A 12002-nucleotide genomic window follows, 5' to 3' on the forward strand; every position below is an offset into this window, starting at 1 on the left:
AACCATGAGTTGCGGATTCATCGCTTCGACGATCACCTCGGATTCGGAGCCGGGGTTCCGGCGTACGACGACGTTGCAGGGCAGCAGGAGTCCGATCTGCCGGTCGATCTCGACCGCTTCGTGAGCCAAGGGCGGATTGCAGGCGCCGAGGATGAGGTAGTCCTCCATATTCTCGTCGAGTTTGGCCTTCAGGGTGGCTCGGACGTCGATCTCGGTGAGGACGCCGAATCCTTGCTCACTCAACGCGGCCCGGGTCCGCTCGACGGCGTCGCCGAAACTGGTGTGCAGGGTGGTGGACAATCCCAGGTTCATCGTTCGGTCCTTTCGCGAGGCGATGTTGCGGATCAGGCCAGAGCCAGGAACAGTTTCTCCAGCTCGTCGACGGTCATCGGCTTCTGTCCGTCGGCGGATCGGCCGGTGAGGCATTCGCGCAGTCCGGTAGCGACGATCTTGAATCCGGCGCGGTCGAGCGCACGGGACACCGCGGCGAGTTGAGTGACCACGTCTTTGCAGTCCCGCCCCTGCTCGATCATGGCGATGACGCCGGCGAGCTGGCCGTGCGCCCTCCGCAGCCTGTTGAGTGTTTCGGTGATCGCTGTTTCGTCGCCGACCATGGTTGCGCCTTCCGTCTCTGATGGTTCATGGTCATCATACCCACGGGGGTATACCGCGCGGGTGCGGTGAGGCTTTCCGGGTTCAATACCCGCGGGGGTATAGTGACCACTGAGGAAATATACCCCCTACCGTATACGAACAGCGAGGATGGAGGATTCCTGTGGCCGACATAGATCTGTATGTGGATCCTGTGTGCCCGTTCGCCTGGGTGGCCGCGCAGTGGCTGCTCGACAGTGTGGCCGACCAGCACGTGTTGACCTTGCGGCCGATGAGCTTGGCTGTCCTGAACGGCGATCACGATGTCGATGCCGACCACGCCCCGATGATCGCCCGATCACGTCGGATAGGCCGAGTGTTCGCAGCCGCGGCCCAGCAATACGGTCAGACCGCGTTCACTCCGCTCTACATCGAGTTGGGGCTGCGGTTGCATGCGAGCGCCCGGCCGGCCGACGACGCGGTGGCTGCCGCACTGGTCGCGACCGGCTTCGACCACGAGCTGATCGAAGCTCTCGATGACACCCGCTACGACGCCGCCGTCGCCGATGCCCACAACGCCAGCCAGACAGCGCTCGGCGGGCGGAGCGGCAGCCCCATCATCAGCGTCGACGGTCACGTCTTCAGCGGTCCCGTCTTGACCGAGCTCCCTGAGCCTGGACACGGCACCGAGTTGCTGGCTGCCATCACCACCGCGGCCACCACTCCCGGATTCGCCGCATTGCAGCGCCCATACCAGGGTCCGCCTGCCATCGCGGGCAGCGAGGAACAGCGCTGATGTGCTCCCCCGTCGAGTGCCGAGTCTGCGGGAAGACGACCTGGATCGGCTGCGGCACGCACATCGATGCCGTCCGCGCCGCTACCCCGCCGGGGCGGTGGTGCCCTGGCCACGACGACGACCACGCCCCGAACCGGACATCCGCGCGACGTCTCCGGCGCTCGTGGCGCCGCTGAACAGGCGTACGACTTTCGAGGCCACCGAGTACTCGCTCGACGAGCGACAACCGCACGCCAGTCCTGGTCAATAGCCGACGTCGCGGCGGCGAAAACCGGCGACAGCGATTATCAGCCCGGCCAGTGCGGTGAGGACGAGTGCCAGTACGGGCGTGGCGGTGACGGTGTGCAGAGGCGCCTTCGGAATGTGGGTGAACGGCGAGGCGTCGTCGAACCAGCCGGGCAGATCGAATGCGTCCGTGAAGAGCAGCGCCACCGCGCAGTAGGCGAAGGCAGCCCACGCCATCGCCACGACCGCTCTCGGAGCCCAGCCGAGCCCGAGTGCCGCAACCGCGATCACCGACCAGACCGCAGGTAGATACACCAGCGCCACACCGGCCATGCGCAGTGCCTGTCCGAGATCGGAGATCGTCAACCCGTACGTCAGACCGACGCCGAAACCGCCAACGGCAAGTACGAACACGCCGCCCCCGGTAGCGATGGCGAGATGGCTCGCCAGCCAGCGATACCTGCTCACCGGAGCGGCCAACAGCGGCTCAGCCCGTCCCGCGGTCTCCTCCCCCCGCGCGCGCAGCACACTGGTGACGCCGAACGCGGCGGTGAGCAGCGCGACGATCGACACTGTCAGGGACAGATACGAATTCACCGCGTCGTCAGCGCCGCCGGGAAGGTATGCGGCGATCTCGGGATTGTCGGCGAGATAGTCCGCGATACTGTCGGCGAACGAGCCGTAGGCGGCCCCCAGCGCGAACACGCCCACGGCCCATCCGGCCAGCGAACCGCGCTGTAACCGCCATGCCAGGCCCAGCGGCGAACCCAGCGCCCAGGAAGCGGTCGCTCGCCCCGTGCCGTAGGGGAGCAATCCGGCGCCGAAATCACGTCGGTCCAGCAGAGCGAACGCCGAAGCGGTGAGCGCGAGGGTCGCGGCGGCGAACAAAAGTACTGTCCACCAGCGGTCGCCGGCGTATGGGTAGCTGCGCTGGGCCCATCCGATCGGCGATGCCCAGGAGGCGGCACCGCTGCCCACATCGCCGATCGCGCGCGCCACATAGGCGGCCGCCAGTGCCAGGCCGACCGCCCCGTAGACGCTGCGCGGATTCTCGAAAATCTGCGCGGCGACAGCGGTGACAGCGGCGAACGTGATACCCACGCCGCCGGTGACCACTCCCAGCAGCAGTGAACCACCCACCGGAAGCCCGGTGCCGACGGCGGCGGCGAAAAGCACGCACACGACGGCGATATCGGCCAGGCCCGCCAGTGTCAGCGCGGCGACGACGGGCGCCCGGCGCCCCACCCGCGCCGAGCGGAGCAGTTCCGCGCGCCCGGTTTCCTCGTCCGAGCGAGTATGCCTGCCGACCAGAAACATGTTCATCAACGCGACCACGACGGCCAGATACGCGAGTATCTCGAACACGATCTCGCCGCCGATGGTCGTCAGCAATCGGGTCGGCCCGCCCATGGCCACGGCGGCCGCGCTGGCACTCATCGTCTCGCGCAGTTGCGCGAGCTTCTGCGGTGTGTCGTAGAAGCGTTGACTACCGACCGACTGGAAGGCGAGTAGCGCGGCGGCACCGAGCAGCCAGCACGGCAGCGAGAACCGTTCGCGCCGCAGCGCGAAGCGCAGTAGCGTGCCTGCCCCGGAAAGTTCTTCCCGTGGTATCGGCCGCGATATCACGGCGGTGCTCATCGGTTGTCCTCCTCAGGAGAGGCCGAGGCGGCGCCGTAGTGGCGCAGGAAGATGTCCTCGAGTGTGGGCGGCGTACTGGTGAGGCTGCGCACGCCCAGATCGGCGAGTACACGCGTCACGGCGTCGAGATGCGCGGTGTCGACGTCGAACCTGCCCCGAGTACCATCCCGGACGAGGTCGTGCACTCCGGCCACCGCGTCCAGACCTGTCAGCGGCCGGGCGGTTTCGACGGTGATCGTGGTGCGGGTCAGATGCCGCAGCTCGGACAGCGTGCCGCTTTCCACGGTGCGCCCGCGCCGGATGATGCTCACCCGATCGCACAGTGCTTCCACCTCGGCCAGAATGTGACTGGACAGCAGCACGGTCCTGCCCTCGTTCTTGGATTCGGCGATGCAGCGCTGGAACTCGGCTTCTTTCAGTGGGTCGAGGCCAACGGTCGGCTCATCGAGTAACAGCAGCTCCGCGTCCGAGGCCAGCGCCGCGACGAGCGCGACCTTCTGCCGGTTGCCCTTGGAGTAGGCGCGTGCCTTCTGGTGCGGGTCGAGATCGAATCGCTCCAGCAATTCGGCGCGTCGGCGCCGGTCGATCCCGCCGCGCAGACGGCCCATCAAGTCGATGACCTCACCGCCGGTGATCCCGGGCCAGAGCAGGACCTCGCCGGGCACATAGGCCAATCGCGCGTGCAGTGCGACCGCGTCCGACCACGGATCGCCGCCGAGCATGCGCACCGCCCCGGAATCCGCACGCAGCAATCCCAGCAGAATCCGAATCGTCGTCGTCTTACCCGAGCCGTTCGGACCCAGGAACCCATGGACCTCACCGGTGCCTACGGTCAGATCCAGTCCGTCGAGCGCCTTCGCGGGACCGAAAGACTTCGTCAGGCCGGCTATCGTAATCGCGGTCTCGGTCATCGGATCGTCCTTTCCACTCGCCGAGTCAGTGGGCTCCTCGACTTCCGCAGAGTCAGGGGATGCAGGTCGAAGTGCATCCTCATCGTCCCGGTGCCGGACTCGCGACTGAACAGAATCCTGCCGGTGCCCAGACCCCACCGGGCCATATCGATGCGGAAGGCCAAGGGATCGTCCGGGTCGTCGGGGTGCAGGGGCAGCCCGCGCAGCAGGGCGGGAACCGGAGTCAGCACCCGCAGTACCGGTCGTCCGCCGCTGATCCGCACTTCGGCGCCCGCGCCCACCATCGACCGGGCGCGGACATCGGTGAGGGCTCCGGGCAGTGGGTAGAAGCCGCAGATCTCGGACCAGATTTCCGGACGGTGCGCGACGTCGTCGCGGATCGCCGGTTGCGCGACACCGAGGGTCTCGTGCAGTAACGCGGAGGATTCGGCCGGAAGCCAGAGCAGGGCGCGATGACCGCCGGTGACGAACGCCAAGACGGCCTTGCCGTCATCGGGGGCGAGCCAGATCTGGGAGTTGAAGCCGGGCAGGATGCCCTGATGCTCGATCACCCGGTGGTGTCCGGCCTGACCGCGGAAGAATCCGAGTCCCATTCCCGGCACCCGGGGATCGGGCTGGTAGTGCGGTTCGAACATCGTTGCCAGCGTGGTGGATTCGATAATGGAACCGCCTTCGGTGCGACCGCCGTTCAGCAGCGCGGTGAGATACCGGCTCATGTCGCGCGGAGTGGAATAGGCGGAGGACGCCGCCGCGGTGATCATCTCGCGATGGGTGATCTCTTCCGGTCCGTGCGCGCGCAGCCGGTATCCGACTGCCCGGCGCGACGGCGCGGCCGCGGGTGGAGTGAGACCGGTGTCGACCATGCCCAGCGGTAGGAAGAGCCGTTCTCGCAGGTAATCGGCGAAGGGGAGGCCGGTGACGTCGGCGACGATCTGGCCGAGGGTGGCGAAGCCATGATTGGTGTAGGTCCATCGGCTGCCCGGTTCGGCGTGGACACGCAGCCCGCGCCGGTAGTACCGGCTCAGCGGCGGCACGACTTCGCCCGGCGCAACGCTCTCCCCGAAATCGGGGGCCAGCACCCGCCGGGGATGTGCTGTCTCACCGACACCCGAGGTGTGGGTCAGCAGGTGGCGTACCGTCACCGGCCCGAACCGCGAATCGGCGGAGACCAGACGATAAGCACTCAGATACTTGCTCGCCGGGGCATCGAGATCGATCAGTCCGCGCTCCCACAGCTGCATCACCGCGATCGCGGTGAATGTTTTGGTGATCGACGCGATCCGGAAGACCGTGTCCTGAGTGACCGGGCGGTTCGCGGCGATGTCGGCCATCCCGTGCCCAGCGAACTCCATTCGACCCTCAGAAACGACGGCGACCGCGGCACCCACCACTGCCTGCCGATTGCATACGCGACCGAGCCGGTCCGCTATCCGGATGTCCTCGTTTACCAACACGGCGTCTCCATTCATTCGCTGCCTTCGGCGGCACTGAATCAGCGTGCGACTTCGCGAAGAGCAGTGGAGGAGGACATCGACTCGAAGACGGAGGTCGAATGTCCCACGCTTCCGGACCGCTCTGGGAGACCGGCCGCGCTGACATCCCTGGACCGCCGCCCTGGACCTCGTATCGAGCTCAAACCCGTCCACGATTGCGGCTCGGAGCTGATGGCGTTGTTATCGCCGCCGCTGGGCCGTCGGGTTGGGAGAGGTCATCGGTTGTGCTACCGGAGCCGTCGTCACGCAGAAGTTCTCGGTACAACTCCGCGATGTGCTCGCGGCGCCCCGGGCAGGTCCCGGTGGTGGCCAGGGCTGCTGTCGCGGCGGCGATGCCCAGACGCACCGCGTCGGCGAGTTCGTATCCCTGTGTCAGCCCCACCGTGGTGCCGCCGACCATCGCGTCGCCGGCACCGATACCGCTGCGCACCCGCGCCGGGATCGACGCGAACCATTCGTGCGAATCACGTGTCACCACGAGCGCTCCGGCGGCGCCGAGGGAGAGCAGGACTATCTCGGTCATCCCGGCGTCGATCAGCCGTCGTGCCTGCGACAACTGTTCCGTGCGGTCGATCAGCGGATGTCCGACGTAGTCGCTGAGTTCCCGCACGCTGGGCTTGATCAGATATACGCCACGGTGGACGCCGCGCAACGCGATGCCCGAAGTATCGAGCACCACGCGCACACCGAGATCGCCGGCGAGATCGGTAAGGGTCTGATAGAAGCCGGAGGACACACCCGGCGGCAGAGTCCCGCTGGCGACGAGGTAGCTTCCGCCGCTCACCGCACGCTCCACCTCGGCCAGGCAGCGATGCTGTTCCGGGTCGGTGAGCCGCGGGCCCGGAAAGACGAATCGGTACTGCTCGCCGCTGGTGGTTTCGGTGACCGAGAGACTTTCCCGGGTCGATTCGGCCACCCGCACCGGCCGCGGTGGCACTCCGGCGTCGCGCACCAACTGCTCGAGCAAGCGACCGCTCGGGCCACCGGTGGGAAAGATCGCTGTCACCTCGACGCCCAGCTCGGCGGCCGTGCGCGCGACGTTGATCCCGCCACCGCCCGGGTCGAAGCGGGGGGTCGCGCAGCGCATCTTGTCGGTCGGCACGACTCGCTCGACCCGAGTCGCGAGATCGATCGCGGGATTCATCGTCAATGTCACGATCCGGCCCACCGGAACCTCCTCGCTCCGTCCTTCCACAGCAACGCGGTCGGTGTCCGGCGCGCTTGTCCACGGGGTCGTGTCGCTGCGGCCGATCTTCTGGACCATCGAGTTCTCCGGACCCTGGCCCGCCACCTGCGGGAGGTGACCGCTACCCGGGCCACGCGAAGAGTGATGAACCATTGGACGCCTCCGTCCCGGCGCATCCCTGCACGGCACCGATTACTCTGCCCAGCGGCGGCCGGCCGGAGCAGAGTCGGCCGCCCCTCACACGCTGGGACTTAGGTCCCTTATTGTGGCGTCGGTATCACGGCCGCGCCCGTTGGACAGCGCGTCGGCCGCCTGCCCGACGGCCGCACTTGCGGCATGCAGCCTGCCGGGCTCCCGCGGAAACGCGCCGCCAGCGAAACGATCGCCGGGCGAGCGTGGCCGCGCAGGACCGTGACATAGGAGCTCCGCAGGGAGACGGCCGGGACGACGCGGTCGGTCATCCGCCGATGACATTCGTACCGCGATAGAGAGGAATTCGTCCTCCAGAGCGTCGCGGTGCTTGCTGCGAGACTGATCGTGCCCGGGATTACCTGCCTGGCGCGATGGAACCAATCGTCCGGCAAATCAATCGGTCCTCGAGAGGGAGTCGTCATGCTCGATGTCTCGGCTTTGCGCGCCGCGCCCGCCATGTCCCACGCACAGGAACCGTTCGCGCAACTGCGCGAGACGCATACGGGGCTGGTAGTGCTGTGTGGGGACCGCGCGTACAAGGCGAAGAAACCGGTCGTCACCGACTTCCTCGATTTCGGCACGCCGGAGAACCGGGAGCGGGCGTGCGCCAGAGAACTGGAGTTGAATCAGCGTCTCTCATCCGACGTCTATCTCGGTCTGGCCCATTTGACAGACCCGGAAGGCGGCGCCGACGAACCGATCATCGTTATGCGCCGGATGCCGGAGGCGTCGAGATTGTCCGCCGTGCTCGCGGAACCGGCTCACGAAGCCGTCGAACTGTCAGCACTCGCGGAGACCTTGGCGCGGTTCCACGCGGCCGGACGGCGCGGCGCCGACATCGATCGCGCCGGAACACCCGCGCAATTGCGTCGGCGATGGGAGAGTCTACTGCGGCCCCTGCGGCAGTATCCGCACACGACGAGCGACCCCGGCATTCTCGCGCGCGCCGAACATATGGTTATGCGCTACATCGACGGCCGAACCAGCCTGCTCACGGAGCGCATCGTCGACGGCCGTATCGTCGACGGTCACGGCGATCTACTCGCCGAGGATATCTTCGTCCTGCCGGACGGCTTCCGCATTCTGGACTGCCTCGACTTCGACGATGAACTCCGCTATGTCGACGGCCTCGATGACGCCGCCTTCCTGGCGATGGACCTCGAGTTCTTGGGGCACCCAGAGCAATCCGACGCGTTCTTGAACTACTACCTGCACGCGGCAGGCGACTCACCCCCGCCGTCGCTTCGGCACCACTACATCGCCTATCGGGCGATGGTCCGGGCGAAGACCGACCATATCCGCGCCGACCAAGGGGATGGGGAAGCCACCGGGCGTGCCGAGCGGCATCTCGACCTCGCCGTCGAACATTTGGAACAGGGCGCCGTCCGTCTTGCGCTCGTCGGTGGCCTGCCCGGCACCGGGAAGTCCACGATCGCAGCCCGTCTGTCGGCGGCCACCGGCGCGGTCGTGATTTCGAGTGATAGTGTCCGCGCTGGGCTGCGCGCCACGGGATCCATCGCTGGTACGGCAGGCGTCTTCGGAGCCGGTGCCTATCGGTCCGCCGCGAAAGCACTGGTGTACGCCCAGATGTTGGAGCAGGCGCGGCAGCGGCTCGAGCACGGAGTCTCGGTGATCCTCGACGGCAGCTGGACCGACTCGGACCAGCGCGCCCGCGCCGCCGCCTTAGCCGACGAGACGCGCAGCGATCTGGTACCGCTGCGGTGCGTCTGTCCCCAGCCCTTGGCGGCCGAGCGGATCGGCGCGAGGCCGCAGGGTGACTCGGACGCCACACCGGCGATCGCGGCCGCTTTGGCGGCCACGGCAACGCCATGGCCCGAGGCGATCGTGCTCGACACCGCACAGCCGATCGAAGGCTCGATCGGCACAGCGCTGGACGCCTGGCGCGGCGCGGTGGTCCCGGCCGCTGCCGCCGTCAGGCGTGGATGAGCAACACATAGGCGGCTGATCGAGTGGCAGACGGCGGCCACCCGCCGTCGAACAAATGATTCACCGGGCGTATGGCGCCCTCAGATGTCCCGGCTCCACGATGCGTACCAGGAACGCCCCCGTGGTCGCTGCCATCACCGCCGCCATGACCAGACCAGCGAACACCCCGATCACCGCGGTGACCACCGACGACTGCCCCGGCCGCCACAGCGGACCGGTGACCATCAGGAAAGCGATCAGTCCGGTGATCCAGCCCACGGCGTTGGCCCAGATCCACAGAACCGCTCGGTCCGACCACTGTCGCAAGACGTACCACTGCGCGACGCCGAGCGCGAACATCATCACGGCCGCGCCTGCGGAAACCATCGGCGCCTGTATACCGATCGGCCAGTCGAGCACTCGCTCACCATGGAAGAGGAATATCAATCCGACGGTCCATCCGACGACAGCGCCGACTACCGTGGCCGCTACCCAATCCCGGGCCGGGAAGTCCCGCAGCCGGCCACGCAGTACGCGGGCTTGGCACCAGCCCAGCACACCGCCTTCTACCGCACCCGCCATCAACAGTGCGACGGCGATCACCCCGGGAGCAGAGTCGGCGGTCAGCGCACCGGCGGAGGCCGGCGCCGCGAAGCCGAGAGCCTCGCCGATGGTGACCGCGACAAACCAGCGACGTACGAGGTCGCGGCGTGCCAGCACGGTCTTGCCACTTTCCATGTCGATCCCTATGCCCCACGTCCGGGTCGAGCGTTTCGGTGCATCGCCATGGGTGCGGATTCTGATCGCCTGCCGCCACCTCTTCGCATAGTCTCCCCCGGCTCTGTCCAATCGCCTTGCTTCATATATCGATCTTCTGCCGCGTCTTCGTGTTGCCACAGGAACGAAAGTCACCATCCGATGGCCGTTCGGAACATGCGCAGGATCGCCGTGAGAATCCGCGCGCTGCCGGACGACTGCGCAGACAGACAGCCGCCGTGACGCGCAGGTCCGTCGAATCCGATTGCGTCGCAGCCCAGTCGAATACTCGGCAGGACAACCGATACCGGGCCGGATTCGCGTCGACCCGCTCGATCGGACGCTACTCGATCGGCTCCCGATACGTCGCGGCTCACAGCCTTGGTTTCCAGTCGACGTGCGTGTCGACTTTCTGCGGCAGGGCGTGATGGCCTTGCCTTGTGATGGCCTCGGTCGTTCCGGCGTCCGATGGCGGTAGGACCCCCAGAGCAGGACTTTCGCCCCTGTGCGGCAGCAGTCTGCGAAGCGCACGCTCAACGCATGACGCGAACCGAGGAGGCTGCGATGGACTACCAGGTGGCTCTGATCGAATCGGCGCCGGAGGTAGTGCTGCGGGTGCCTCGCGCGATCCGTCCGAACCCGAACCTGCTCGGCGAGGACATCGCCGAGGGAATGCGGGAGGTGGCCCGGATCGTGCGGAGTGCGGGATTGACCGCCAGCGGGGTGCCGACGATCACGTTCCGCCAGGATTTGCCTGTCGATGAGGCGATCGCGGTGGAATTCGGCGTCCCGGTGGAGCCCGCGCCCAATCTCGGGCCCAGCTCCGGTGCCCAGGTGGTCCTCATGCCCGGCACCTTGGTCGCCCGCACCTGCCATCGTGGTAGTTACCGCGACCTCGGCGTTGCGTATCGGGCGCTGCGGCAATGGTTGCGCGACGCGGGATATCGGCCGATCGGTCCACCCACCGAGGCGTACCTGGTCGGCCCGGACGAGGTTTCCGATGCTCGGCGACTGCTGACGGAGATCCGGTTGCCGGTCGCTCCTGCCACGACCATCGCGTCCCACCTCGACGCGCCGTTCGACGTCACCGTCGAACGCACCAGGGAGGCGCTGCGAGACCGCGGGCTCGTCGTCACCGCCGAAGTGGACATGCAGGGCACACTGCGCGAGACCGTCGGCGAGCGCATCGGAAGCTACCTGGTTCTGGACGTCTGCGATCCTCGACTGACCTTCCGCGCGCTCACCGTCGACCAGCAGGCCGGCTTGGTGACATCGTGCCGTGTGGTGGTGCGCTCGGTCGACGACGGCACGGTGGTCGAGGCCATCGATCCCGATGTGCTGGCTCGCGTGACCGTGACCGCCGGATCGGAGCTGCGCTCGGTCGCCGGTGAGGTACGGCGGCGGCTCATCGCCGCCTTGGACAGCCTCCGAGACGCGGCGCCGTCGTCAACGTGACCGACCTGGCCGAGGCCGATCGGGCTGCCAGGAGACGGTGTGCCGTGCGTGGCAAACACCCGCACGGCGAACACCACGCCGGACGGGGCGGCAGCCGCTGACCCGGCACTACTGCCCGTACCCAACCCGAACGGCGGGTCGAAAGGCGCGAGACGCTGTGTTCGCACTCGCCCGCGACACCGTCGCGATCCGGAAACGAGGACTGCGTGGTAGGCCGGTCTGAACGCGCTTACCGCTCCCGCACGACGATGATCGGGCACTCCACCGAATGCAGCAGCGCGGCACTGGTGGAACCGAGCAGCATGCCGGCGAAGCCACCGCGGCCGTGGCTGCCCACCACCAGCAGCTGTACGTCTTCGGACTGATCGAGCAACGAGCGCACCGGCCGGTCTCGCACCAGCACGCGCCGCACCGACACATCCGGATAGCGTTCACCGAATCCCGCCAGATTCTCCGCCAGCAACGCGTCCTCGCGCTCCCGCACGGCATCCCATCCTGGCACGAGGTCGATGCCGCTCGCATCGCTCCATGCGTGCAACGCGACCAGTCCGACCTTGCGCAGCGAGGCTTCCTCGAAGGCGACTTCGATCGCGGGCGCGCTGGTGCTGCTGCCGTCCACCCCGACGAGAACCGGTTTGTCGAAGGAGACGACATCGGGCGCCGAACCCGGGCGTAGGACCGCGACCGGGCAATGCGCGTGGCGGGTGACCGCCGTGCTCACCGAGCCGAGCAGCTCACGGCGCACCGCCCCGAGCCCGCGGCTGCCGACGACCAGCATTCTGGCGTGCCCGGACCTGTCCAGCAGGTCCGGGATGATCGGTTCGAGAGTCAAC

12 protein-coding genes are annotated in these 12002 nt (G+C 67.5%); 4 read left to right on the top strand and 8 right to left on the bottom strand.

Translation table 11 applies throughout. The features are described 5' to 3' along the window. Positions 1–312: DUF302 domain-containing protein (locus ON27_RS30730; protein WP_043735584.1), on the bottom strand; the 312-nt coding region annotated here is incomplete at its 3' end. A 32-nt stretch (positions 313–344) separates the two neighbouring features. Beyond that, positions 345–614, bottom strand: a complete 270-nt coding sequence (locus ON27_RS30735; RefSeq protein WP_043735586.1) for a metal-sensitive transcriptional regulator — start codon at positions 612–614, stop codon at positions 345–347. 161 nt (positions 615–775) lie between these two features. On the opposite strand from ON27_RS30735, the gene ON27_RS30740 reads away from it, so the two are divergent. Beyond that, positions 776–1387: a mycothiol-dependent nitroreductase Rv2466c family protein gene (locus tag ON27_RS30740; protein ID WP_043735589.1), complete on the top strand. Its 612-nt coding sequence runs from the start codon at positions 776–778 to the stop codon at positions 1385–1387. After that, positions 1387–1563 carry a DUF8730 family Cys-rich protein gene (locus tag ON27_RS46165; protein ID WP_506330635.1) on the top strand — a complete coding sequence of 59 codons (177 nt, stop codon included), beginning with the start codon at positions 1387–1389 and terminating at the stop codon, positions 1561–1563. The genes ON27_RS30740 and ON27_RS46165 overlap by 1 nt, the downstream gene beginning before the upstream one ends. 67 nt (positions 1564–1630) lie before the next feature. Here ON27_RS46165 and ON27_RS30745 read toward each other — a convergent pair whose 3' ends face one another. The 4 genes from ON27_RS30745 to ON27_RS30760 form a co-directional block, all read right to left on the bottom strand. Further along, entirely contained in the window at positions 1631–3250 is a 1620-nt protein-coding gene (locus ON27_RS30745) for an ABC transporter permease (RefSeq protein ID WP_043735591.1), read from the bottom strand. Then, positions 3247–4161 carry an ABC transporter ATP-binding protein gene (locus tag ON27_RS30750; RefSeq protein ID WP_043735594.1) on the bottom strand — a complete coding sequence of 305 codons (915 nt, stop codon included), beginning with the start codon at positions 4159–4161 and terminating at the stop codon, positions 3247–3249. The genes ON27_RS30745 and ON27_RS30750 overlap by 4 nt, the downstream gene beginning before the upstream one ends. Continuing rightward, a complete protein-coding gene (locus tag ON27_RS30755) occupies positions 4158–5630 on the bottom strand; it encodes a serine hydrolase domain-containing protein (protein ID WP_083887903.1) in 1473 nt (490 codons plus the stop codon). The genes ON27_RS30750 and ON27_RS30755 overlap by 4 nt, the downstream gene beginning before the upstream one ends. Positions 5631–5793: 163 nt before the next feature. Further along, entirely contained in the window at positions 5794–6918 is a 1125-nt protein-coding gene (locus tag ON27_RS30760; RefSeq protein ID WP_218003073.1) for a 1-phosphofructokinase family hexose kinase, read from the bottom strand. A 534-nt stretch (positions 6919–7452) separates the two neighbouring features. Here ON27_RS30760 and ON27_RS30765 point away from each other — a divergent pair. Continuing rightward, positions 7453–8979 carry a bifunctional aminoglycoside phosphotransferase/ATP-binding protein gene (locus ON27_RS30765; protein WP_245560368.1) on the top strand — a complete coding sequence of 509 codons (1527 nt, stop codon included), beginning with the start codon at positions 7453–7455 and terminating at the stop codon, positions 8977–8979. Between the two features lie 60 nt (positions 8980–9039). Here ON27_RS30765 and ON27_RS30770 read toward each other — a convergent pair whose 3' ends face one another. Further along, entirely contained in the window at positions 9040–9696 is a 657-nt protein-coding gene (locus ON27_RS30770) for a hypothetical protein (protein ID WP_051047142.1), read from the bottom strand. A 558-nt stretch (positions 9697–10254) separates the two neighbouring features. Here ON27_RS30770 and ON27_RS41745 point away from each other — a divergent pair. Continuing rightward, positions 10255–11169 carry a DUF302 domain-containing protein gene (locus ON27_RS41745; RefSeq protein ID WP_051047143.1) on the top strand — a complete coding sequence of 305 codons (915 nt, stop codon included), beginning with the start codon at positions 10255–10257 and terminating at the stop codon, positions 11167–11169. Positions 11170–11398: 229 nt separating this feature from the next. Here the strand turns inward: ON27_RS41745 and ON27_RS30780 are convergent. Beyond that, on the bottom strand, positions 11399–12002 hold a 604-nt coding region (locus tag ON27_RS30780; RefSeq protein WP_043735598.1), incomplete at its 5' end, for a universal stress protein.

The sequence above is a fragment of the Nocardia asiatica NBRC 100129 genome, from assembly GCF_000308415.1.
Classification (GTDB): Bacteria; Actinomycetota; Actinomycetes; order Mycobacteriales; family Mycobacteriaceae; genus Nocardia; species Nocardia asiatica.